The sequence below is a fragment of the Gordoniibacillus kamchatkensis genome (assembly GCF_000829455.1).
GTDB lineage: Bacteria > Bacillota > Bacilli > Paenibacillales > NBRC-103111 > Gordoniibacillus > Gordoniibacillus kamchatkensis.
On record NZ_JXAK01000007.1, the window covers coordinates 113,837 to 136,168 of the forward strand.

25 protein-coding genes are annotated in these 22,332 nt (G+C 55.1%); 9 read left to right on the plus strand and 16 right to left on the minus strand.

Translation table 11 applies throughout. From position 1 onward, the window contains the following. Positions 1-10 precede the first annotated feature (10 nt). From adhE to SD70_RS06000, 7 genes are all read right to left on the minus strand, one after another. A complete protein-coding gene (adhE, locus tag SD70_RS05975) occupies positions 11-2,620 on the minus strand; it encodes a bifunctional acetaldehyde-CoA/alcohol dehydrogenase (RefSeq protein ID WP_041046547.1) in 2,610 nt (869 codons plus the stop codon). A gap of 48 nt (positions 2,621-2,668) precedes the next feature. Then, entirely contained in the window at positions 2,669-3,103 is a 435-nt protein-coding gene (locus tag SD70_RS05980) for a universal stress protein (protein WP_041046637.1), read from the minus strand. 36 nt (positions 3,104-3,139) lie between these two features. Then, on the minus strand, positions 3,140-3,565 hold the full coding sequence (locus tag SD70_RS05985) for a universal stress protein (RefSeq protein ID WP_041046549.1): 426 nt from the start codon (positions 3,563-3,565) through the stop codon (positions 3,140-3,142). Between the two features lie 86 nt (positions 3,566-3,651). Beyond that, positions 3,652-4,197, minus strand: a complete 546-nt coding sequence (locus SD70_RS05990) for a hemerythrin domain-containing protein (protein WP_041046551.1) — start codon at positions 4,195-4,197, stop codon at positions 3,652-3,654. Positions 4,198-4,210: 13 nt separating this feature from the next. Continuing rightward, entirely contained in the window at positions 4,211-4,453 is a 243-nt protein-coding gene (locus SD70_RS36800) for a hypothetical protein (protein ID WP_041046553.1), read from the minus strand. After that, on the minus strand, positions 4,450-4,581 hold the full coding sequence (locus tag SD70_RS40225) for a universal stress protein (protein ID WP_394297942.1): 132 nt from the start codon (positions 4,579-4,581) through the stop codon (positions 4,450-4,452). The genes SD70_RS36800 and SD70_RS40225 overlap by 4 nt, the downstream gene beginning before the upstream one ends. A 5-nt stretch (positions 4,582-4,586) precedes the next feature. After that, on the minus strand, positions 4,587-4,910 hold the full coding sequence (locus SD70_RS06000; RefSeq protein WP_052487100.1) for a universal stress protein: 324 nt from the start codon (positions 4,908-4,910) through the stop codon (positions 4,587-4,589). A 218-nt stretch (positions 4,911-5,128) separates the two neighbouring features. Between SD70_RS06000 and SD70_RS06005 the strand changes: the two genes are divergently transcribed. From SD70_RS06005 to SD70_RS06015, 3 genes are all read left to right on the plus strand, one after another. Next, entirely contained in the window at positions 5,129-6,145 is a 1,017-nt protein-coding gene (locus SD70_RS06005; RefSeq protein ID WP_052487101.1) for an acyltransferase family protein, read from the plus strand. A 93-nt stretch (positions 6,146-6,238) separates the two neighbouring features. Next, entirely contained in the window at positions 6,239-6,772 is a 534-nt protein-coding gene (locus SD70_RS06010) for a DoxX family membrane protein (protein WP_052487102.1), read from the plus strand. Between the two features lie 122 nt (positions 6,773-6,894). Next, on the plus strand, positions 6,895-7,458 hold the full coding sequence (locus SD70_RS06015) for a MerR family transcriptional regulator (RefSeq protein ID WP_231571061.1): 564 nt from the start codon (positions 6,895-6,897) through the stop codon (positions 7,456-7,458). Here SD70_RS06015 and moaA read toward each other — a convergent pair. The 6 genes from moaA to SD70_RS06045 form a co-directional block, all read right to left on the minus strand. Next, entirely contained in the window at positions 7,430-8,434 is a 1,005-nt protein-coding gene (gene moaA / locus SD70_RS06020) for a GTP 3',8-cyclase MoaA (protein ID WP_041046555.1), read from the minus strand. The genes SD70_RS06015 and moaA overlap by 29 nt on opposite strands. Before the next feature lie 180 nt (positions 8,435-8,614). After that, positions 8,615-10,147, minus strand: coding sequence for a nitrate/nitrite transporter (locus tag SD70_RS06025; protein WP_052487103.1), 1,533 nt, complete (start codon positions 10,145-10,147; stop codon positions 8,615-8,617). A gap of 27 nt (positions 10,148-10,174) precedes the next feature. Continuing rightward, positions 10,175-10,870 carry a respiratory nitrate reductase subunit gamma gene (gene narI, locus SD70_RS06030; RefSeq protein ID WP_041046557.1) on the minus strand — a complete coding sequence of 232 codons (696 nt, stop codon included), beginning with the start codon at positions 10,868-10,870 and terminating at the stop codon, positions 10,175-10,177. Between the two features lie 7 nt (positions 10,871-10,877). Continuing rightward, positions 10,878-11,486: a nitrate reductase molybdenum cofactor assembly chaperone gene (narJ, locus tag SD70_RS06035; RefSeq protein ID WP_052487104.1), complete on the minus strand. Its 609-nt coding sequence runs from the start codon at positions 11,484-11,486 to the stop codon at positions 10,878-10,880. Positions 11,487-11,512: 26 nt separating this feature from the next. Next, positions 11,513-12,982, minus strand: coding sequence for a nitrate reductase subunit beta (gene narH / locus SD70_RS06040; protein WP_041046558.1), 1,470 nt, complete (start codon positions 12,980-12,982; stop codon positions 11,513-11,515). Beyond that, positions 12,972-16,646, minus strand: a complete 3,675-nt coding sequence (locus tag SD70_RS06045; protein ID WP_041046559.1) for a nitrate reductase subunit alpha — start codon at positions 16,644-16,646, stop codon at positions 12,972-12,974. The genes narH and SD70_RS06045 overlap by 11 nt, the downstream gene beginning before the upstream one ends. 224 nt (positions 16,647-16,870) lie before the next feature. On the opposite strand from SD70_RS06045, the gene SD70_RS06050 reads away from it, so the two are divergent. The 6 genes from SD70_RS06050 (at position 16,871) to SD70_RS06075 (ending at position 20,481) form a co-directional block, all read left to right on the plus strand. Next, entirely contained in the window at positions 16,871-17,104 is a 234-nt protein-coding gene (locus SD70_RS06050) for a DUF2249 domain-containing protein (RefSeq protein WP_041046560.1), read from the plus strand. An 11-nt stretch (positions 17,105-17,115) separates the two neighbouring features. Next, positions 17,116-17,457 (plus strand): hypothetical protein, encoded by a 342-nt coding sequence (locus SD70_RS06055; protein ID WP_041046562.1) that lies wholly within the window; start codon positions 17,116-17,118, stop codon positions 17,455-17,457. 41 nt (positions 17,458-17,498) lie between these two features. Continuing rightward, positions 17,499-18,047 (plus strand): DUF2249 domain-containing protein, encoded by a 549-nt coding sequence (locus SD70_RS06060; protein WP_041046564.1) that lies wholly within the window; start codon positions 17,499-17,501, stop codon positions 18,045-18,047. Positions 18,048-18,059: 12 nt separating this feature from the next. After that, the gene (locus tag SD70_RS06065; RefSeq protein WP_041046566.1) at positions 18,060-19,292 is read left to right on the plus strand and encodes a hypothetical protein; all 1,233 of its coding nucleotides are present in this window, start codon (positions 18,060-18,062) and stop codon (positions 19,290-19,292) included. A 25-nt stretch (positions 19,293-19,317) separates the two neighbouring features. Continuing rightward, positions 19,318-19,614, plus strand: a complete 297-nt coding sequence (locus tag SD70_RS06070; protein ID WP_041046568.1) for a metal-sulfur cluster assembly factor — start codon at positions 19,318-19,320, stop codon at positions 19,612-19,614. Positions 19,615-19,764: 150 nt separating this feature from the next. Then, on the plus strand, positions 19,765-20,481 hold the full coding sequence (locus SD70_RS06075; RefSeq protein WP_041046570.1) for a Crp/Fnr family transcriptional regulator: 717 nt from the start codon (positions 19,765-19,767) through the stop codon (positions 20,479-20,481). Positions 20,482-20,556: 75 nt separating this feature from the next. On the opposite strand, the gene SD70_RS35815 is transcribed toward SD70_RS06075, so the two are convergent. The 3 genes from SD70_RS35815 to SD70_RS06090 all read right to left on the minus strand — a co-directional run bounded on the left by SD70_RS35815 (position 20,557) and on the right by SD70_RS06090 (position 22,229). Continuing rightward, entirely contained in the window at positions 20,557-20,931 is a 375-nt protein-coding gene (locus SD70_RS35815; RefSeq protein ID WP_041046572.1) for a cupredoxin domain-containing protein, read from the minus strand. Between the two features lie 38 nt (positions 20,932-20,969). Further along, positions 20,970-21,581 (minus strand): molybdenum cofactor guanylyltransferase, encoded by a 612-nt coding sequence (gene mobA / locus SD70_RS06085; protein WP_041046574.1) that lies wholly within the window; start codon positions 21,579-21,581, stop codon positions 20,970-20,972. 96 nt (positions 21,582-21,677) lie between these two features. Then, on the minus strand, positions 21,678-22,229 hold the full coding sequence (locus tag SD70_RS06090) for a hypothetical protein (protein WP_041046576.1): 552 nt from the start codon (positions 22,227-22,229) through the stop codon (positions 21,678-21,680). Positions 22,230-22,332 lie beyond the last annotated feature (103 nt).

Here is a 22,332-nt window from a genome sequence, read left to right on the forward strand (position 1 = left end):
CCTGATTTGATTATTCGAACTTGCCGTAAAACGCTTTGCGATAAATGTCCGCGAGCTCGGTTACGAGCGGCATGCGCGGATTGGCCGTCGTGCACTGATCCTCGAATGCGCGGTCGGCCAAGGCGCCGACCTTCGCTTCGAAATCGGCCGGATCGAAGCCGAGATCCTGGAACTTTTCCGGAATGCCGAGCGATTTGTTCAGCTTGCGCACCAGTTCGATGAGGCTGTTCACGCCTTCTTCCGTCGTACGCGCGGGCAGCCCCAGCATGCGGGCGATTTCGGCATAGCGCAGATCGGCGACAAAATGGTCGTATTTCGGGAACGAAGCGAACTTGGTCGGTTTCTGCGCGTTGTAGCGGATGACGTGCGGCATCAATATCGCGTTCGTGCGCCCGTGCGCGGTATGATACTCGCCGCCCCACTTGTGCGCCAGGCTGTGGTTGATGCCCAGGAACGCGTTGGCGAACGCCATACCGGCTATCGTGGAGGCGTTGTGCATTTTTTCGCGGGCAAGCGGGTCCGCCGTATGGTACGACTTCTCGATGTTTTCGTACACGAGGCGGATGGCGTGAAGCGCCAGGCCGTCCGTATAGTCGCTCGCCATCACCGACACATAAGCCTCGATCGCGTGCGTCAAAACGTCCATGCCCGTATCGGCTACGGCATTTTTCGGCAAGCTGTAAACGAACTCGGGATCGACGATCGCCACGTCCGGCGTCAGCTCGTAATCGGCAAGCGGATATTTCGTGTTCCCTTTCTGCTTGTCGGTAATGACGGCAAATGACGTTACTTCCGAGCCGGTGCCGGATGTGGTCGGAATCGCCACAAACTTCGCCTTCAGTCCGAGATGCGGATATTTGTACACCCGTTTGCGGATGTCGAGAAACTTTTGCTTCAGCGACTGGAAGCTGGTGTCCGGATACTCGTAAAACAGCCACATCGCTTTCGCCGCGTCCATCGGCGAGCCGCCGCCGAGAGCGATGATGCAGTCCGGCTGGAAGCTGTCCATGAGCGCCTTTCCTTTTTGCACCGTTTCCACGGAAGGATCGGGCTCGACGTCGGAGAACACTTCCAGCTGCACCGGCGTTTGCCGTTTGCGCAAGTAGTACTCGATTTTGTCGACGTAGCCGAGTTTGACCATCATCGGGTCGGTGACGATCATCACTCTGGAGATGTCCGGCATCTTCTCGAGATATTGCGTGGCCCCGCGCTCGAAATATACTTTCGGCGGAACTTTGAACCACTGCATGTTGACGGTGCGCTGGGCAATGCGTTTGATATTGAGCAAATGGACTGCCGTCACGTTGGCGGTCGTCGAGTTGTGGCCGTACGAACCGCAGCCGAGCGTGAGCGACGGCAGATTGGTGTTGTAAATGTCGCCGATCGCGCCGTGCGTGGACGGGGCGTTCACGATGACGCGGCCGGTTTGCAGGCACGCGGCGAAAGCGTCGATGGCCTCGCGGTTATGCGAATGAATGACGGAAGAATGGCCCATGCCGCCGAAGGCGACGATTTCGGCTGCCCGCTCGATGCCTTGCGCGGCATTCTTCACCTTGTAACAAGCGAGTATCGGACTCAGCTTCTCGGCGGAAAGCGGATAGGCCGGCCCGACGCCTTGCAGCTCGGCGACGAGAATTTTCGTATCGGCGGGTACGTGAATTCCGGCCATTGCGGCGATTTTCACCGCCGGCTGGCCGACGATGTCCGCGTTCACCGCGCACGATTCCTTATGAATGGCAAGCCTAGAGACGGCTTCGGTCTCTTCTTTCGTGAGGAAGCAGCAGCCCAGCTCCTTCATGAGCTTTTTGGCCTCGTCGTAAACGGGCTCCTCGATAATAACGGATTGCTCGGAAGCACAAATCATGCCGTTGTCGAACGTTTTGGACAAAATGAGATCGGTGACCGCCTGCAGCAGCTCCGCCGTTTTTTCGATAAAGCAAGGGACGTTGCCCGGGCCTACGCCAAGCGCCGGCTTGCCGGTGCTGTAGGCGGCCTTGACCATCGAAGCTCCGCCTGTCGCCAGTACAAGCGCGATATCGGGATGGTTCATGAGCAGCCGGGTCGCTTCCAGAGACGGCACTTCGATCCATTGGATGCAGTGCTGCGGCGCTCCGCTTTTCACGGCGGCTTCCAGCAGCACGCTTGCTGCAACCGCGCTGCATCGCTGCGCGGACGGGTGAAAGGCGAAGATGATCGGATTCCGCGTCTTCACGGCGATAAGCGCTTTGAACATCGCAGTCGAGGTCGGATTGGTTACCGGGGTGACGCCGGCGATGACGCCTACCGGTTCGGCTATTTTCCGGTAGCTTTCATACGGGTTGTCCTCGATAATCCCGACCGTTTTGACGTGTTTAATGCTATGGTAAATATACTCGGTGGCAAATATGTTTTTGGTCATTTTGTCCTCGTACACGCCGCGCCCCGTTTCCTCGACGGCCATTTTGGCCAAAGCCATATGCTTGTCGAGTCCCGCTAAAGCCATCTCCTGCACGATGCGGTCGACCTGCTGCTGATCCAGCTTCATGTATTCCTCCAGAGCTTTTTTGGCGCGGGCGACGAGCTTGCCCACTTCCTCCTGCGCCGAAACAGGTTCCGCGACTTTACCTTCTTTTATTGCCATAATCGAATCCTCTCCTTGAGCAGCGAAGTATCGGTCCGATACGGCCGATTATTTGACGATGAATGCCGGCACTCGGGAATGCTGAACGACATAATGGCTGACGCTTCCCAAAAACAGCTCTTTGAGCCCGCTAAGCCCGCGGCAGCCCATGACGATAAGGTCGATGCCGGTATGAGCGGCATATTCGACAAGTTTTGTTCCAGGCTGGCCCTCCAGCGCACTCACGATTACCTGATTGCCCATCCCCTCTACGGATGCCTTTACGTCTTCCAGCATGCGCTGCGCTCTTACTTTGCGCAGGTCCCAAACCCGCCTGGTTTCCACCTCCATTTTGTCGAGACGCGGCATGGGCTTTACCACGAACACGATGTGCAGCTCAATATGCTTATCCTGCATAGCCAATTTCAATGCTGTTTTCAGCGCTTTTTCCGCGAGCTCCGATCCGTCGTAGGCTACCAAAATTTTGGAAAAGAACGTCAGCATGACGTTTGCCCCTTTCTTTGCCCGCATCGTCCTCCGCTACTTGACGATCAGCACCGGAATATCGGCATTTTGCGCCACAAAATGGCTGACACTGCCCAAAATGAGCTCCTTCAATCCGCTTAGCCCTCTGCTCCCGACCACGATCATGTCGCAGCCGTTACTTGCCGCGAACTTTACAATTTCGTCTTCCGGAATGCCGGATACGACGGAGACCGTTTGCGGATTCGCAAGACCGCTCAATCTGCGCTCCGCTTTGCCCGCGACATCCTGCCCATGCTTCATGTCATATTCAAACAGACTACCGTCACCGGTAACATAGATGGCCCCCGTCCGGGGTCTGACAACATGGAGCACGTGAATGCCGATACGGGGGTCCATGGCCGCAATCGAAACAGCTTTGTCCAAAGCTTTTTCCGACGCGACCGATCCGTCGAACGCCACCAGAATGTTGGAACAAAACATAACACATCCCCGCTTTCGTATTGGATTTGCCTGCACCCGTTTCCGCTGCCGTCAAGAGGTGATGATCCCGTACGTATCCCCTTTGGTCATGAATGAAAGTAATCGATATCGGTCAGCATCTGTTCCGCCAGGGGGAAAATCAGCTCTTCCTCCAATTCGAAATGCTCTTGCAGAATGAGGCAGGCCTGCAACAGATGCGCCGCCGCTTGGCGATTTTGCTCCCTCGTCGCTGCCTCAGGCAAAGCTTCTTCCGCTTCAAAGAACGATTGCGCGAAAAGATCGGCCAGCTTTTGCTCCTTTTCCATGACCCAGATCGAAGGGGTTATGGATGGCTTCAGCAGCCGGTGAAAATATAAATTGACGACGGGAAACACTTCCCGCTCCTCCCACTCCGAATGTGCGTGCAGCCGGCGCATAAAGTCCACCATACGGCGTTTCAGCGCTTGCAATATAGCTCTGGCACGCTTCGTATCCGTCTCGTCATAAATCGATTGGGCAACGAACCGGATGTCTTGCAGCTCCTCGGTCAGCTGGTCGTGTTCATCCTTCAGCCTCATCGAAACCAGCATCCAGGGGGAAGGGCAGGCGACGTTGGACGGATCGAGAGCTTGGGATTCTTTCGCATGGACCATACTGGTACCTCCTTCAATTCGTATAATCGTCGATGATGCCCGTGCCCGGAAGGAACGCCGCTTTGTCCGGCTTGTTCGGCTTCGGCTCGATCTGATAAAACTTCGTTCCGCCGCAGGCGGCGCAAACAGTCGGATAACATTCCGCCATGATGGGCAGCTCGGCACCGCACGACTGGCACACATGGACCGTGTATGTCTCTAGTTCTTCTTCCTCGCGCCGGCGGTCGGCCGTTCGCTCGTTCTTATCGCCGCTCATACCGTCATCCCGCCTTTTGCCGACGGATGCTTGATAATGAACACCGGCATTTTCGACTTTTGCACGACCGAATGGCTGACGCTGCCAAGCACGAATTCTTTCAGCCCTCCCAGCCCTCTGCTGCCCATCACGATCACGTCGCACCCTTTCTCTTCGGCGCATGACAATATCTCTTCCAACGGAACCCTCGCCGTACCTCGACTTCCGCACCGCTCAGCCCTTCGATCGCCTTTTCCGCATCCTGATTGAGTAACGAGGCAAATTCGGCGTATTCTTTCTCCAAACTCGGAAGAGCGCCGAAGTACGCTTCCCCGACGATATAATTGGGAAAATGAATCACGTGTAGCACTGTCAATTTCGTTCCCGGATGTTCCTTAACCATGCAAACCGCCTGCGTCAGTGCCGTCTTGGCCAGCTCGGAACCGTCGTACGCGACCAAAATATGTTGATACATCATAAGATCTCCTCCGCTTCATCTTCGCTTCGAACAATTTCATTGTAGAACGAACGAGGAACGCTGGTTGTGAAAATTATCACATTCCACACATTATTTTTGATTGTGACGATTTTCACGGATGGCGACAGGTTGAAAATGTAACATATGGAACGCGGGCGATCGGACCGCAAAGCCGATCGCAGTTTGCTCGATATAAAGAAACGTGGGAGTGAACAGGCATGAACAAACGTTCCGCCGCATTCGTCAACAATTTGAAGTTTGTGCTCATCTCGCTGGTCGTTGCGGTCAACGCGATCGAACCGCTAATCGGCAGAAGCGCGGGGCTGCGCACTCTGTACCAGACGATTTACACGTTTCACATCCCGATGTTCGTGTTCGCAATGGGCCTCCTCGCCAAAAATTTCCGATTCGAGCATCAAGGCCAGCGCGCTATGGCGTTCATCGCCTGGCAATACGTCCTGTTTCAAACCGTTTATTCGCTCGCCGACGCCGGGTTGTATCACGCTCCGGGCATCGTATATTCGTTCTTTGTCCCTTACTCGCTGCTCTGGTTTCTGTGCAGCCACTTTTGTTGGCGGGCCATGCTTCCGTTGTTTTTGCGCTTGAAACATCCTCTTCTGACGGCAGTTCTTTTCGGACTTGCCGCTGGCTACTGGCCCGGATCCGGAGCGCTGCTCAGCATATCGCGTACGTTCGTCTTTTTTCCGTTCTTTGTTGCCGGTTATTACTTCCGTATGGACCAAACGATGCAGGAGCGGCTGCGCAGATGGCGGCTGCCGGCAACCGCACTCGCCGCCATCTGGTGCACGGCTCTCGCTTTGTACGGAGACCGCTTGCCCGCCGCCTGGCTGTACGGCAACACCACTTATGCGCAAATGGGGATTGCCGACAGCTATGCCGGATTGACAAGGCTCGCTTTGTACGCCGTTCAGACCGTCCTCTCGGTCGCATTCCTTAGCTGGATTCCATGGACCGCCAAAAGTTGGACCGGCCTGGGCGGGCGGACGCTCTACGTATTTCTGCTTCACGGCCTGCTGCTAAAGGCGGTTATCGCATCGGGCGTCTACGCCATTTTGACGGTGCCACAAGCGACCGTGTTTGCCTTCGGTCTGGCCGCCGCCCTCGTTATCCTGCTATCGCAGCGAGGCGTCGAGCGCTTGATGCATCCGGTGATGGAGCCTTCCCCTCGGCAGCTGTCCGGGTTTCACTGGAGGCATAAACGCATTTACAAATAAACGGTTAAATTTTTGTTTAACGTGATTTTTTTCACATTAAACCGTTCGAATCGGTGCTAAGCTTAAGCCATCAAGAACAAGGAGATGGTCAATATGATGAACTGGCTCAGAACGAACAAGTACGCTGCCATGCTGCTCGCTCTCGTCAGACTTTACGTCGGATACGAATGGTTTACCGCTGGCTGGCACAAAATTACCGGCGCCAAACCGTTCGACGCCACCGGGTACCTGACCAATGCCATCGCCAAGCCGGTGCTCGAGACAGGGACGACAGATCTGGTGTATCCGAACTACGTGGCGTTCCTGAAACATTTCGCCTTGCCGAACGTCAAGCTGTTTAACCTCATCGTTCCTTGGGGCGAACTGCTCGTAGGTCTCGGTCTTATCCTTGGCTGCCTGACGACGGCCGCGATCTTTTTCGGGCTCCTGATGAACCTGATGTATATGCTGGCCGGCACCGTAAGCACGAACCCGTGGCTGTTTTTCCTCGGCGCCTTCATCGTTGCCGCCGGCGCTAACGCAGGCAAATTCGGCGTCGACTACGCGGTTCTGCCGTTCCTTCACAAATGGTTTGACAAGGTTTGGGAGCGCATGTTCCACAAGCCGCGGGGACGATTGACCCATTGAATCTCGTTATAAAAGACCGAGGGCAGCCCGCCCTCGGTCTTCATGTTTGCAACATAAAATAACGCTTGCAGGTGACGTTGCGTCACCGGATATAATGAAAATTGCGTAAGGAGGCGGAATGCTTGAAACCGGAGGAACGCCAATACTTGACAACGGGTCAGCTTGCGAAGCGGACAGGACTGACAATGAGAACGCTTCGCTACTACGACAAAATCGGCTTGCTAAAGCCGGCGCAATACAACCAATCTTCCGTCCGCCTCTACGGCAAAGAAGATGTGGCGCGACTGCAAAAGATCCAGATGCTAAAGTATGTCGGTTTGTCCCTCTCCGAGATCAGGCAATTTCTCCTAAGCGATAATGCCCCTGAACAAGACCTGAGAAGCTCATTGAAGATGCAAAAAGAGATCATCCAACATAAGATCGCCCATATGCAGTTCGTGTCCAGAGCCATCGAGGAAACTCTAGGTATGGTGGATGAGCAGGGACAGGGAGTAAACTGGAAAGATTTGGCGGACATCATCCAAACGATTCATCAGGAAAATGACTGGAGCGAGCAGTGGCGTCACATGACGGTGGTCAACCACATCCAGTACGGTGTGCCGCTGAAACCGATCTTGGTTCACTTTATCCTACGTTATATCCATATGACCCTCCGAATTATCCTCCGATTTGCGACATCCTTCTGATCGTCGGGGCATGCTGCGGTTCATGCTTGGCAAGCACTTTGGCCATCTCGTGATTTTCCGGCTTGATGTCCAACGCCTGCAGAAACAATTCCTTTATTTTTTCGTCGTCGCCGATCCATTTCCTCACGTTAAATTCGTCGCTCCAGAACAGACACGGTTTTATATTTCCATCGGCGGTCAACCGAAGTCGATTGCACGTTTCGCAAAAATGATCGCTGACCGGATGGATAAGCCCGAATGTGCCTTGGTGGCCCTCCACTCGATAATACCGGGCCGGGCCGTTCCCGGCGGCGGGCGTCTCCTCGCGAAAGCGCCAGCCTTTTTCTTCACACTGCGACAAAATATTGTTTAACGGATAATACTTGTTCCTCCATGAATCGCCCTCATGTCCGATCGGCATGTACTCAATAAACCGCACATGGAGCGGATTTCGTTCGGTCAACTCGATAAATTGCCAGATCTCATCGTCATTGACGCCCTTCATGAGCACCACATTCAGCTTGATCGGCTCAAACCCGAGGCGCAGACAAGCCTCCACGCTTTCCAACACTTTGGCCACATCGCCGCCTCTAGTGATGAGCCCAAACCTTTCGGGTCTTAGCGTATCCAGACTGATGTTCAATCGGTACAAGCCTGCCGCTTTCAGTTTCTCGGCCTTTTTGGCGAGAAAAATACCGTTGGTCGTGAGTGAGATATCTTGAATGCCGGGTATGTCGGCAATTTGGCCGATCAACTGATCGAGATCTTTCCGGACAAGCGGTTCTCCTCCGGTAAGCCGCACCTTGGTTACGCCCATGCCCGCCAGCACTCTGACCACTTTGGCAATCTCTTCGTAGGACAGAATATGTTCTTCCCGTTCGAATTCCATCCCGTCTTCCGGCATGCAGTACACGCATCGCAAATTACAGCGATCGGTTACGGAAATCCGCAAATAATCGTGGACTCTGCCGAATTTGTCAATCAGCTTATCCGGCATGTCGGCACCTCCCATACAATACGCCATAATGTGCGTTGCATCGTTTCGTAATCCATGCTACTCTGACCGGTACATTCGAACTGTGACATAAGTCACTTTCGGACAATTGGCAAAGCAAGGATACGCTCCGGCCAAAAACGAAAAGTCTGGCGCAGCCTCGGCCGGACTTTCGTGCATCGCTTATTTGCTTTGTAAAGCTCTCAAGTCGGTTTGGCCGGGCCGGCTGTTCGTCATATCGCTGAACATGCCGGCGTAATATTTTACTTCTCCCGCATCGTTTTTGATCGAACTGATCGTCAGCCATTCCAAATAAACTTCGCCGCTTTTCCGTTTGTTCCAAATCTCGCCTTGCCAGCTTCCCGTCTCCCGGATCGAACGCCACATATTGTCGTAAAAGGCTTTGTTTTGCACGCCGGATTTCAAGATGCCCGGCGTTTTCCCGACCGCTTCTTCCTCGCTGAACCCGGTCAGAGCGGAAAACGCCGGATTGATTTGGCGAATGACGCCGCTTGGATCGGTCAGCAAAACGCCCTGCGTCGTACTGTCCAAAATCTGTTTGGAAACTTGCAGGCGTTCCTGATAGTACAGCCATGTCGTGAGAATAAGGCTGGCTAATGCGAATTCGGACAATGCCATAAATCCGATGGCGACGTGCCCGGTCATTTGCTGCACGAAGCTCAGCACAAGCGGCGGGAAAAATCCGCCCAAGCCGCCGAACATGGCGACGACCCCGTTGGCAATCCCGCTCTGCTTCGCGAAGTAAAGCGGAACAAGCTTGAAGATGGCGCCGTTGCCTATGCCCGCGCAAAACGCCACCAGAAGGCAGCCGATCGTGTACATGACGAGGGAAGGCGAGAACGAGAGGATCACACCGGAAACCGTCAGTCCGGCGAATACGAGCATAAGCACGACAAAAGCGTTGAGCCGGTCCGCAAGCCAGCCGCCTATCGGACGAACAAGCGTACACAGGGCAATAAATCCGGCTGTGCGGAAACCGGCGTCCGCTTTGTCCAGATGAAAGCTGCCTACGAGAAAGTTGGGCAAATAGACCGTAAATGCGACGAACGACCCGAAAGTAATAAAATAAAACAGGCTAAGCAGCCATAGCTTCGAATTGCGGGATACGCTCCGAATTTGGGGCCGCAGCGGAGCAGCCGCTTTCGGTTCGCGGCGGTCGCCCAACACAAAATTAAGCAGAGCAAATACCGCCATGACCCCGATCGTCAGCTGCACCGTCGTCGTCCAGCCTATCGCCTTGGCCAATACCGGGGCGGAGAACGACGTGACCGCCGTACCGATATTGCCTATGCCGTAAATGCCGTTGACGAGTCCGTGCTTCTCCTTGCTGTAATATTTGGGCAGCGCCGTAACGCCGACGGAGAAAACGGCGCCGCCGATTCCGAGAAACAATCCGCTCACGATCAGATCGAAGAACGAGTGCGCCCGGCTCAAATAATATACAGGTGCAATTAAGAACAGAAACGATACGGCGAACAGAATGCGAGCGCCAAAACGGTTCGTGTAATAGCCCATCGGCACGCGCAATATGGAGCCGAGTATGACCGGTGTAGCCGTTACCCATGCAAGCTGCCCGGACGTCAAGTGAATATCCTCTTTAATAAAAGGCAGCAGCGGCGACAGCAGCACCCAAACCATAAAGCCTGCGACCAGGCTGAGCGTTTGCAGGGGAAGTTGGATACGTTTCATAGACATCCTCCCGAAGTCGAGTAATGAACGCCGTCAAGCGCTTTTTCCGGAGCCGCGCCTGCGGTAGAGCACATAGCTGCGCCATAAATACGTAACCGGCAAGCTGAACACGTGCACAAGCCGGGTAAACGGAAAGACGGCGAATAACCCGAATGCAGCCGCGACATGCACTTTGAAATAAGCCGGCACGTCTGCCATGAGCGACGGATCCGGACGGAAGATCAATACGCCGCGAATCCACGGGTTGATCGTCGTACGGTAGTCGAAGGCCGATTCCGCCAAAGCGTTGCGTCCGGTCGCCATCATGCCGGTTGCGATGACAACGAGCAAAAACAGCAAGGCAATCCAATCGCCCGCGCTGCTCGTCATGCGGACGCGCTTCACTGTCCATCGCCGATAAATCAGCATAACGACGCCGAACAATGCCGCGATGCCGGCAATCGTGCCCGCGCCGAGGGCAACGACATGGTACGCTTCATCAGGAACGCCAAGCGCGTGATATACCTCGATCGGCACGAGCAGCCCGCCGACATGGCCGAAAAATACGAAGATGATCCCCCAGTGAAACGATGTGCTGCCCGCCCGGAGCAACCGCTTTTCAAGCAGCTCGCTCGATTTGGACGTCCAGCCGTACGGATTGCCGTTAAACCTTGCCACTACGCCGAACAGGAAGACGGCCAAAACAAGGTAAGGATAGATTATCCACAGAAACAAGCTTGTTCCTCCCATTCCGCATCTACCTTTCCGACGGCACGGCGGCCGGTTCCGCTAGCAGGGCCGTCCGTTCAAAGATTTTGACTAGCGAGCTGCTGTCCGCGACCGACTGGCAAATACGGCCCGCAGCGGCAATAGCGGCTCCCGCCAAATCGGCATAAGGGGTATCCGCTTTCCGCAGCTGTTCATGCAGCGTCTCCATTCCCGGCAAAAGGATTTCGAGCGCCTGCGCGGCATAGACGGGATCGGCCGCCGCAGCGAATTCCATGGCAAGCGGCAAGTAGTCGGAAAGCTCCATTTCCGTCATGACGAAGCCTGCCTCTTCATAAATTTGTTTTAGCGAGAGCAGCGCCGGTCCACGTTCCCGTTCTTCCCCGTACGAACCGTAAGTCAAGTACAAGGTCGTTGTTTTGCCGAAATCAAACAGGCGGATGTAATGCTGAAGTCTCTCCTCTTCCGCCAGGGAATCGGCCCAGTGCAGAAAAGAGCGGAGCTGCTGAAGCTCGTCTTGCGCCGCCGGGTCCGATTGTACCAACCCTTCTGTCAACTCGGCAGCTTCTTCCATCCACCCGTTGTCGGGATATTGAAACAACCGCGAAAGTACGTACAGGTTCGCTTGATCGCTACCCATGAGCATCTCCTCCTATTCCTTCTCGTCTAGAACACACCGCAGGAGCCCGGCCCCCCGGCAAAATTCAAGCCGCAGCTTCCCTGCTCCTTCATGAGCTCTTCCGCCACTTCCTTATGCGCGGGCGGAATGACGAAACGATCGTTGTATTTGGCGATAGCCAGCAACCGGTACATATCCTCGATATCTTGCGCGCTCAGTCCGGTCTCGGCCAGCTTCGCCTCATCGTGCAGTTTGCCGAGGTTGACCGCGCGCATATGGCTGCGCATGACGGCCATCTTCTTAAGAGCGCTGCGGATCACCTGCGTATCCCCTGCCGATAGCAGATTAGCCAAGTATTCGATCGGTATCCGCATGTCGTCTATCGCATCGAATACGTCTTCCGGCTGAGCGGCGCTCCCTTGGCCCTCAACCAGATTCATGATCGGGCTGAGCGGCGGGATATACCAGACCATCGGCATCGTCCGGTATTCCGGGTGAAGCGGAAGGGCGATTTTCCATTCGACGGCGGTCTTGTAAATCGGGGAACGGCGCGCCGCTTCGAGCCAGTCCTCGGGTATGCCTTCCTGGCGCGCCTCACGGTTCACCTCGGGATCGTTCGGATCGAGAAATATGCTAAGCTGAGACTCGTATAAAGCTTTCTCGTCCTGAACGGATGCCGCCTCCTGCACACGTTCCGCATCGTACAGCATGAGGCCGAGGTAGCGAATCCTGCCTACGCACGTTTCCGAGCAGATAGTAGGCAATCCCGCTTCGATGCGGGGGAAGCAGAGCGTGCATTTTTCCGCTTTATGCGTCTGCCAGTTGAAATACACCTTCTTATAGGGGCAGCTCGTGACGCAAAACCGCCAGGCGCGGCACGCGTTCTGATCGACGAGCACGATGCCGTCCTCGTCGCGCTTATACATGGCGCCGGAAGGACAGGCGGAGACGCAGGGTGCATTGATGCAGTGCTCGCAAATGCGCGGCAAGTACATCATGAACACTTGCTCGAACTCCATCCGAACCGCTTCTTGCATGCTTTTCATGTTCGGGTCCATCGGACCGGTCATATGGCCGCCCGCCAAGTCGTCCTCCCAGTTCGGCCCCCATTCGAGGTTCATGCGCTCTCCCGTAATGGCCGATTTCGGCCTCGCCACCGGCTGGTGCTTTCCTTCCGGGCTGTTCGTGAGCGTCTCGTAATCGTAATCCCACGGCTCGAAATAGTCGTCGAGCTCGGGCTGGTCCGGGTTGTGGAAGATGCCCAGCAGCTTCTGCATTTTGTCGCCGTTCCGAAGCTGCAGCTTCCCGTTTTTGAGCACCCAGCCGCCCTTGTAGTTGTCCTGGTCTTCCCAACGCTTCGGATACCCGACGCCCGGCTTCGTCTCCACGTTGTTCCAGTACATGTATTCCGTTCCTTTGCGGCTGGTCCACGTGTTTTTGCAGGTGACGCTGCACGTATGGCAGCCGATGCATTTGTCCAGGTTCATCACCATGCCGACTTGCGCTTTAATCTTCAAGCCAGTTCACCTCTTCCATCTTGCGGATGACGACGGTCAAATCCCGCTGGTTGCCCGTAGGTCCGTAATAGTTGAAACCATAGCTGAGCTGGGCGTAGCCGCCGATCATGTGCGTCGGCTTCACGTGGATGCGCGTAGGGCTGTTATGCGTTCCGCCGCGCGTTTCCGTCAGCTTCGTTCCCGGCACGTTGATATGGCGATCCTGCGCATGATACATGAAGGCCATGCCGCGCGGAATCCGATGGGTCACGACGGCCCGTGCGGCGACCGCTCCGTTGCGGTTGAAGCATTCGATCCAATCGTTGTCGGCAATGCCCGCGTCCGCCGCATCGTCCTTGTTCATCCAAACCGTCGGGCCGCCGCGGAAAAGGGTGAGCATCGGCAGCGAATCGTAGTACATGCTGTGGATAGACCATTTGCTGTGCGGCGTCAAATAGTTCAGGACGACTTCTTTTCCTTTGACATCCGGCCGTTTGCTGCCCGGATGGAACGGGGTGTGCTTCAGCGTCGGCTTGAATACCGCCATTTGCTCGCCGAATTCGATGAGCATTTCATGATCGAGATAATATTGCTGTCTGCCAGTCAGCGTCCGCCACGGAATGCGCTTCTCGATGTTGGTCGTGAACGGCGAATACCGTCTGCCGCCTTTTTTCGAGCCGCTGAACGCCGGCGACGTAATGACCGTTTGCGGCTGGGCCGTTATCGAGGCGAACGTCATGCGATCCTCGCTTCGCTCTTCGGCCAGGTCTTTCAGGTACAATGCCGTTTTCTGCTCCAGCGCCTCCCACGCCTTGACCGCCACTTTGCCGTTCGTCGTGGAGGAAAGCGTCAGGATCGCTTCGCACACTTGGGTGTCGGTCGTCAAATCCGGGCAACCGTTCGTTATTCCGGTGCGGCGCGATGTGCCGTTTATTTTTTTGAGCTGCTCATACTCGTCCGCCACCGACCACTGGATGCCCTTCGTTCCGTTCGGCTTCTCCTTCAGCTGCGGGCCGAGCGACACCATTTTCTCGTAGACGGCGGCATAGTCTCGTTCGACGACGTGGATGCGCGGCATCGTTTTGCCCGGAACCGGCTCGGTTTCCCCCTTCTTCCAATCCTTTATTTGGCCGTAAGGCTGCGCCAGTTCGTCCGGCGAGTCGTGCAGCAGCGGCGTCGTCACGATGTCCTGCACCGGACCGGCGAACTGCCCTTCCGCCATAGCGGAAAACTGTTTGGCGATTTCCTTGAACGCATCCCAGTCCGACCTGGATTCCCACTGCGGCCCGACGGCCGGGTTGAACGGATGAACGAACGGGTGCATATCCGTGCTGCTCAAATCCGATTTCTCGTACCACGTTGCGGCCGGCAGCACGATATCCGAATAAAGCGGCGTTCCTGTCATGCGAAAATCGAGCGACACAAGAAGGTCGAGCTTGCCCTCAGGCGCGTCGCCGCGCCACTTGATCTCTTCCGTTCTCAGGCTCACTTCGTCTTCGTTTAGAAGCCCGTTCGTCGTCCCGAGCAAATGCTTCAGAAAATATTCGTGGCCTTTGCCCGAGCTGGAGATGAGATTGGCCCGCCAGACGAACAGCACGCGTGGGAAGTTGGCCGGATCGTCCGGGTCATCGACGGCGAACTGCAGCTTGCCGCTTTTTAATTCGTTCACGATATAATCGGCCGGGGACTGCCCCGCCTTCGCGGCTTCTTCCGCCATGTGCAGCGAGTTGCAGTTGAACTGCGGATACGACGGCAGCCAGCCGAGCCGCGCGGCAAGCGCGTTGTAGTCGGCGTAATGCGCGTATCGCGCTTTTCCCGCCAGCGGCGAAACGAGCTCGTGCACCGGCGTTTCCTCGTAGCGCCATTGATCGGTCGCGAAATAGAAGAACGATGTCCCGTTCTGGTGCCGCGGCGGCGCCGACCAGTCACGCGCGAACGCGATCGAAGACCAGCCTTCCGCCGGCCGCAGCTTCTCCTGCCCGACGTAATGCGCCCAGCCGCCGCCGTTCACGCCTTGCGCCCCGACCATCAGCACCAGATTCAGAATGGCGCGGTAAATCGTATCGGAATTGTACCAGTGGTTAATGCCGGCGCCGACGATGATCATGGAGCGGCCGCCCGTATCGATGGCATTTTTCGCGAATTCGCGGGCGATGCGTTCCGCCAGCTTCCGGTCAATGCCGGTGATCGCCTCTTGCCACGCCGGAGTGTACGGCTTCATCTCGTCGTAATCCGCCGGAGCGTCGTCGCCGAGCCCGCGCGGAACGCCGTAGTTGGCCAGCGTCAGGTCGTACACCGTCGTTACTGTCAGCGTTCGGCCGCCGGCCTCCACTTGCTTGACGGGAACTGCCCGCCGCAGCACTGCTTTGCCTTCTCCGTCAAAATACGGCAGCTGCACTGTCGCGATCCGATCGTGCACACCTAGCACGCTTAGACGCGGCTCAATCGGAGTCCCGGTCGTCATGTCCCGCATGTGCAAGTTCCACTTGCCGTTTTCCCCCCAGCGGAAGCCGATGCTGCCGTGCGGTACGGCAAACGCACCCGTTTTGTCGTCGTAGACGAGCGTTTTCCATTCCGCGTTGTTCGTCTCCACCCCCAAGTCCTCTGCGGTCAAAAAACGGGACGGCACGAAGCCGCCTTCCCTTTCCTCGAGCGTGATCAAATTCGGGAAGTCCGTATTTTCCTTGGCATAGCTCACAAAGTAATCCGTCTGCCGATTCACGTAAAACTCTTTCAAAATCACGTGCCCCATCGCCATCGCCAAAGCTCCGTCAGCACCGGGCTTGATTTGCATCCAGTGGTCGGCGAATTTGACGAACTCCGCGAAATCCGGACTTACGGAAACGACCTTCGTGCCGCGGTAACGCGCCTCGGTCATGAAATGGGCATCCGGCGTCCGGGTCATCGGCAAATTAGACCCCCATACCAGCAAGTAGCCGGAGTTAAACCAATCGCTGCTTTCCGGAACGTCCGTCTGATCCCCCCATATTTGCGGGGATGCCGGCGGCAGATCGGCGTACCAGTCGTAAAAGCTGAGCAGCGGCGCGCCGATCAGCGACAGAAAGCGCGCCCCGGAAGCGTAGCTGACCATGGACATGGCCGGGATCGGCGAAAACCCGAATATCCGGTCCGGACCGAACTTTTTGAGCGTGTAGATCATCGAGGCGGAAATGAGCTGCGTCGCTTCTTCCCAAGACGCCCTAACGAGCCCGCCCTTCCCTCTCGCTTTCTTATAGCGGCTTGCTTTCTCCGGGTTTTCGACGATTTGCGCCCACGCCTTGACCGGATCTCCCGTTTCCCGCATAGCTTCCCTGAACATCGAAAGGAGCACGCCCCGGATGTAAGGGTATTTGACCCGCAGCGGGCTGTACAAATACCAGGAAAAGCTCGCCCCGCGCGGGCAGCCGCGCGGTTCGAACTCCGGCATATCCGGACCTGTTGACGGATAATCCGTATGTTGATTTTCCCAAGTCACAATGCCGTTTTTCACAAATATTTTCCAGCTGCACGAGCCTGTGCAGTTCACACCGTGCGTAGAACGGACGACTTTGTCATGCTGCCAGCGGGACCGGTACGCGTCTTCCCATTCCCGTCCATACGGAGACAGCTCGCTCCAGCCGTCCGAATAGCGCTCGCGCTTGGTGAAATATTTCAGCTTTTCAATCGAAGGGAATATTCTTTTCATTCTCCTCACCTTTCCGAGGGAAACTTGGTGCTTACTGATACTATAGGAATCAACAAAGCAAGCTGCTGTGAGAATCATCACAACGACGACTCAAGTTCATAATTTATACATTTTTTGGCATTTAACATTTTCATGAATGTGATACCGATCACAATGATGGACGATCGGCACTCCTATAATCGAAGATGTTCCACTATTTCATATCGTTTCAGGAGGAGATACGCATGAACGACATAGTCGCAACGGTACGCGCGCCGGAATTTCCGCCTCATTTGAAGCACAAGGTTATTTTCGAGACGTTCGAGAAGCTGAACCCGGGAGAGGCGATGCTGCTGATTAACGATCATAATCCTCTCCCCTTGCGTTACCAATTTGAATCCGTGCATGCAGGAAAGTTCACCTGGGAGTATGTGGAGGAAGGGCCCGTTACGTTTCAAGTGAAGATTGGGAAAAAATAAGGAAAACACCGATGGCTACGGTAACCGTTTTGGATGAAAAGACGCTCAAGATTGCGGCCGGTGTCGAAGATGCGATCGCCTTGATCCACATCGCGGAGCAACATATCGAGCAATACGCCGGCGAAATCGTCACGATTTTTGAGAAAATGCCCGAGTTTGGGTTCGTATACTTCTGCTTCTATGCTTACGATAGCGCCCGCTTGTTCGAGCAAATGCTCGGCGATGTCGACCCGAAGCAGTACTTATCTTTCTCGCTCGATGCGCCGGACGCATTTTTCTACACGCTCTATGGAGGAATGGCCGCTCTGCAGGAACGGGCAAAAGCGGCGCGCCGCCTCGCGGCAATGGAGTAACGTCGCTGAAGTCAATGTTCATCGCGAAGGAGATGAGATGCATGGCAGCCGCGCCTCGTACTGTGGAATTGGACGTTCGCCCCCAGCTGCGCAGCAAGCTCGAACCGTTTCAGCTTATTATGGATGCGGTCAAAGGGCTGGGGACGGGCGATACGTTCATTCTGCACGCAACCTTTAAGCCGATCCCTCTGCTTGGGCTCATGAAGACAAAAGGATTTGCTTACAAAACGGAACATCCGGAGAAAGACCACTGGATCGTGACATTTGTATCCAAGAGCAGACAAAACGAACTGGAGGAAGGCATTCCCACCGGTGCCGCCGTTTATTCCGAGCCATCGCCCTCCGCTCCGTCCGCTGCGGCTTCGGATTCTCCCGCGACGATTTGTCTGGACAATCGCGGTCTGGAGCCGCCGCAGCCCATGGTAAGAACGCTGCAGGCGCTGGAGACATGCCGGAAAGGCGATCAGGTCGTCATTCACAATGACCGTGTGCCGGTATTTCTAATCGAAGAGTTAGCTGAGCTCGGGTACCCGTACACGATCGAAGTACAGCCGGACGGTTCCGCGCAGGTTACCATTCGCAAAGTATAAAGGAGGGTGCCTATGTTCCGCCTTCCTTTTCTGTTTATCGCAACGGGACTTGCCTGCTTTGCCTTGTTTGACATTTTGACGCTTTCGCAAGCAGCCGCCTGGATAGCTCATCCGCCACGCACCCCCTCCGGATGGTTTCACGTTCATCTTCTGGTGCTCGGGTGGGCGACGATGATCGCAATGGGAGCGGTATATCAGCTCATACACGTCGTTCTGCAAAAAGAAATTTTCAGCCGCAAGCTGGGGTACGTTCACTATGCGGCCTTCACGGCGGGGACAGCTGGACTGCTTGCCGGCTTTGTCGTCTCCAGCGTAGTATGGATCGCCGTTTTCGCTGTACTGGCTTGGATCGGTATCGTTCTGTTTACTGTCAATATCGCGATGACGCTTTTTCGCGCAGCCGTTTGGAACCCGATCACGCTCAGCACGGCGGGCGCGCTGGGCTGCCTCGTACTGACCGGCACGCTCGGGCTCACGATGGGGCTGAACTTCGGCTTCAATCTGTGGCCGGAGTGGCACGAGCGGTTGCTGCACGCGCATATTTGGATAGGGACTCTCGGCTGGTTTGGCTTGCTGATTACAGGCTTCAGTTACAAAATGCTGCCGATGTTCTATCTGGCGCATGGCGTATCCGACCGTACCCCGTATACCGTTCTCATCCTATGGACCGCCTCCGTTCTGACAGGCGCTATCGCTTTCCTGACGGCCGCCCCCGGCTTCGTCCTGATCGTACCGGTTGCCTTGTTGACATCGGCCGTTTGCGTCTACAACGTGTACGTGTCGCGTGTTCGTAAAGCCCGCCATAAAAAAAGCCCGGGAGCCGGCATTGCAGCGGTCGTTATCAGCACGCGCGCGCTTGCGGCATTTTGTACGCTCGCTCTCCTGTACATGCTTGCGCAACCCGCCCGAGCGATGGACGAACGGATGATCGTGATTGCCGGATGGGCTTACTTATGGGGTTGGGTTGGCTTAACGATCCTCGGGTATTTATCCAAAATCGTGCCCTTCCTATGGTGGACCCATAAATATGGACCGCTTGTCGGCAAAAAGAAGATCCCGACAATGGGCGATTTGTTGGAAGACCGTTATGTCGCATACGGGCTGGCCGCTATCGCGATAAGCTTGCTCTCGCTAATCGCCGGCCTGCTGCTCGGCCAAAACAGCTTGATTGAATGGAGCGGCGCGGCTTTATCATTCGTCTCGCTCGTGTACGTGATGTTCATTGGACGGGTGTTTGCCCGGTAAACCAAACGACAAGGAGGTGGAACGAATGGACACGGAACAAATTCGCGCATTGCTGAAGCAGGTTTTCGACCCCGAGCTCGGCGTCAACATCGTTGACCTCGGACTCGTATACGATATTCGGAACGACAGCGGGGACGTCCGCATCCGGATGACTTTGACAACGCCTGGTTGTCCGATGCATGACACGATCGCCGGCGGTGCGGAGCGGATACTAAGCGGGCAACCCGGTATCCGGTCGGTCAAGGTAGACGTCGTCTGGGACCCGCTTTGGTCCCCGTCAATGATGTCGGAGGAAGCGAAAGAACATCTCGGATACTTCTGATCGCCAGCGTCCCTCGCCTGCAGGGGCGCTGTTTTCCACTAACGTTTGCAAAATTGCCTCAACCTGCGGCATTCCGTGTGACCTTTGTCACACGGAATATTGCCCCGCTTATCTATAGTAAAGATACGGCGGTATGGGAGGGAAATGTCGATGCAAAAAGACGAACATGTGGAACCAATCCGAAATACGATTTGCTTTTCCGAAGGCAATTTATCCAAGCTGAAAGAAATTATGTACGTAAGCAACATTTCCGCAGGCGCGCATTTATACTGGGAAGGAGACCGTGCGGATAAACTGTATTTTCTCCACAAAGGAAGAGTCCGCATCACTAAATCGACCGATGACGGCAAACAGCTGATCATTTACATGCATCAGGCCGGAGATCTGTTCGGCCAGGTGGACCCCGTTCAAGAATCCATTCATTCGTTCGGCGCGGAAGTGATTGAGGACGCTTCCGTTGGCATCTTGCAGCAGAAAGACTTGGAAGTGCTGCTTTGGCAGCACGGGGATTTGGCCGTGGAGTTCATGAAGTGGATGGGTCTTATGCATCGGCTGACGCAGACCAAATTTCGCGATCTCATGTTGTTCGGCAAGCCGGGAGCTCTTTGTTCGCTGCTGATACGATTGGGAAATACGTACGGGATTGACCAGCAGGAAACGCGCATCTCCATCTCCAAAAAGTTGACCAACTCGGAGCTCGCGGATATGATCGGCACGACACGGGAAAGCGTGAACCGCATACTTGGGGATTTGAAAAAAGCAGGCGCCATTTGTTACGAAAACGGACACATCGTCATCAGCGACATCCATTATTTGCGCGATATTTGCCATTGCGAGGACTGTCCGAAGTCGATTTGCCGTATTTGACCAACAAAAGGCGTTCCGAATCGCGCAATGCAATTCGGACGCCTTTTCGCTTCCCGTCATTCCTTTCGCCTGCCGCTATTGCACGATCAGCGACCCTGTCATGTCAGCATGGCCCTGACCGCAGAAAACCGCACATTCCAACTTGAACTCTCCCGCTTTGTCGGCAACAAACGTCACGCTCTTCCCGCCTTGTATTTCTTTATTGTAGCCGTTAATCTTCATCGCATGAATCCCCTGCGTATTGTTAAGCGTAATCGTAACGGTGTCGCCTTTCGCAACCTTAATTTGCTTCGGTTCAAATTCAAAATTTTTGGCGTTGACGGTAATCGTTTTGGCCGCCGTACCGCTCGCCGCATTTGACGCCCCGGCTGCCGCCTCCTTATTTCCGCATCCGGATATCGCCAAAACCGCTGCCACCGTCAAACCAATAAACATTCCGGCTCTTCTCATCCCAATTCCTCCATCATGCAATCGAATATACTGAATTACTAGCCTGCTAGGGAGCCCCGCATGCAATTCAGCGCCTGACTGTAATCGTCCCGAGTGTGTATGCCCGTTATAAAACGGGTGTCGATCCCGCGCTCCGCAAAGATCGATTCGGCAACTTCGAACCATAGCAATTCGTTCATGAGCGCGGAAAGGCGCATCTCCGACCGTTGAATCAACTTCAGCACATCGTCGGCGCATCTTTTGTCGTACACCCCATGCAGCGGATAAATGCCGCCTTTCAGATAAGGCACGGCTGCATCGAATCCGTCCTTTTTCCGCATGAACAACAGCTCGGCGGCTTCCGACGACGGGAACGGCATATGGCTTCCGATGACCCAAATATGCGGGTGTTTGGCCAGATTAAAACCAGCGTGCATACCGCCAAGCGGTCCTTTACCGGGATAAAAATCCGTAATGATGCGGACGTCAATGTCCAGGAGACGTAAAAACGGCTTCGGGTCCGGGGTGACCACGATGACCTCCGCACAAATTTTGCTCATTTCCTTGACTTGACGCTCAATCATCGTCTCTCCGCCAAAAGGAAGCAGCGCCTTCCATTCTCCGTCCATTCGCTGGCTAGGCCCGCCGTCCAAAATGAGTCCTGACAACATATGCATCTCCCTTTCCTGAAAAATGGCCCCGTATCTCAACGATACCGGATTTTTGCGGAAAGCGATGTTACATACGTCACAGCCGGAACGCGGGCGTCAAAAATGCCACGATTCCAAATCGGCCGCCATTCGCTCAGCCGGGGGCAGCATATACTGGTATTCGATGTTTAAATAATTCGCTATCATGTTCAAGCCTTTGTGCATCCGGCCGACCAAGTACCGGCCATGTCCGGCCGGAATCGGCTCTATAATCATGTCAATTTTCTGAATGAATTTGCACACCAGTTGCTTGGCCGCTTCGTATTGCTCCTCCATCATCATATTGGCAAAATGGATGGAAGGCATCGTATCCTCAGGACGAAAATAAGCATCCAGATCGGGTACGAGCAGCCGTTCCGCCTTCTGTATATGGTCATCCGCGTGTACCAGAAAATCGGCGGCCCTATGCTGCAAATCGTTCAACAGGCTCAATGGAATCTCTTTGCGAAATTCGTCCCCGGACTCGATTGACCGGACTATTCGGACCATTCCTTTCCACTCCTGCGCCAGCGACCGATGCTCGTCTTCCAGTTCATCGAGTATTTGCGGCAAATCCGACACCCGTCCCATATCCAACATCCGTTTGCTTTGTGAAGCTGTTGCAGCCATAAGACTTCCTCTCCTTACCTATGTTCTGCTTTCATAGTAACGGAACATTGCGGCGATATTTGTGAGAGAAATCACATGCACGATGGGGTGAAAGTGAATGTTT

Excerpts from the sequence above, each read along its gene's own strand:
- SD70_RS06000 (WP_052487100.1), bottom strand. The coding sequence starts at position 4,910 with ATGATGTATCAACATATTTTGGTCGCGTACGACGGTTCCGAGCTGGCC.
- SD70_RS06060 (WP_041046564.1), top strand. The coding sequence starts at position 17,499 with ATGGCAGCCGCGCCTCGTACTGTGGAATTGGACGTTCGCCCCCAGCTG.
- SD70_RS06065 (WP_041046566.1), top strand. The coding sequence starts at position 18,060 with ATGTTCCGCCTTCCTTTTCTGTTTATCGCAACGGGACTTGCCTGCTTT.
- narI (WP_041046557.1), bottom strand. The coding sequence starts at position 10,870 with ATGGGAGGAACAAGCTTGTTTCTGTGGATAATCTATCCTTACCTTGTT.
- SD70_RS06050 (WP_041046560.1), top strand. The coding sequence starts at position 16,871 with ATGAACGACATAGTCGCAACGGTACGCGCGCCGGAATTTCCGCCTCAT.
- SD70_RS06005 (WP_052487101.1), top strand. The coding sequence starts at position 5,129 with ATGAACAAACGTTCCGCCGCATTCGTCAACAATTTGAAGTTTGTGCTC.
- mobA (WP_041046574.1), bottom strand. The coding sequence starts at position 21,581 with ATGTTGTCAGGACTCATTTTGGACGGCGGGCCTAGCCAGCGAATGGAC.
- SD70_RS06090 (WP_041046576.1), bottom strand. The coding sequence starts at position 22,229 with ATGGCTGCAACAGCTTCACAAAGCAAACGGATGTTGGATATGGGACGG.
- SD70_RS06055 (WP_041046562.1), top strand. The coding sequence starts at position 17,116 with ATGGCTACGGTAACCGTTTTGGATGAAAAGACGCTCAAGATTGCGGCC.
- SD70_RS05990 (WP_041046551.1), bottom strand. The coding sequence starts at position 4,197 with ATGGTCCATGCGAAAGAATCCCAAGCTCTCGATCCGTCCAACGTCGCC.
- SD70_RS06075 (WP_041046570.1), top strand. The coding sequence starts at position 19,765 with ATGCAAAAAGACGAACATGTGGAACCAATCCGAAATACGATTTGCTTT.
- SD70_RS06045 (WP_041046559.1), bottom strand. The coding sequence starts at position 16,646 with ATGAAAAGAATATTCCCTTCGATTGAAAAGCTGAAATATTTCACCAAG.
- SD70_RS05985 (WP_041046549.1), bottom strand. The coding sequence starts at position 3,565 with ATGTTTTGTTCCAACATTCTGGTGGCGTTCGACGGATCGGTCGCGTCG.
- SD70_RS35815 (WP_041046572.1), bottom strand. The coding sequence starts at position 20,931 with ATGAGAAGAGCCGGAATGTTTATTGGTTTGACGGTGGCAGCGGTTTTG.
- SD70_RS06025 (WP_052487103.1), bottom strand. The coding sequence starts at position 10,147 with ATGTCTATGAAACGTATCCAACTTCCCCTGCAAACGCTCAGCCTGGTC.
- SD70_RS36800 (WP_041046553.1), bottom strand. The coding sequence starts at position 4,453 with ATGAGCGGCGATAAGAACGAGCGAACGGCCGACCGCCGGCGCGAGGAA.
- SD70_RS06010 (WP_052487102.1), top strand. The coding sequence starts at position 6,239 with ATGATGAACTGGCTCAGAACGAACAAGTACGCTGCCATGCTGCTCGCT.
- SD70_RS06070 (WP_041046568.1), top strand. The coding sequence starts at position 19,318 with ATGGACACGGAACAAATTCGCGCATTGCTGAAGCAGGTTTTCGACCCC.
- narJ (WP_052487104.1), bottom strand. The coding sequence starts at position 11,486 with ATGGGTAGCGATCAAGCGAACCTGTACGTACTTTCGCGGTTGTTTCAA.
- adhE (WP_041046547.1), bottom strand. The coding sequence starts at position 2,620 with ATGGCAATAAAAGAAGGTAAAGTCGCGGAACCTGTTTCGGCGCAGGAG.
- SD70_RS05980 (WP_041046637.1), bottom strand. The coding sequence starts at position 3,103 with ATGCTGACGTTCTTTTCCAAAATTTTGGTAGCCTACGACGGATCGGAG.
- moaA (WP_041046555.1), bottom strand. The coding sequence starts at position 8,434 with ATGCCGGATAAGCTGATTGACAAATTCGGCAGAGTCCACGATTATTTG.
- SD70_RS40225 (WP_394297942.1), bottom strand. The coding sequence starts at position 4,581 with ATGGGCAGCAGAGGGCTGGGAGGGCTGAAAGAATTCGTGCTTGGCAGC.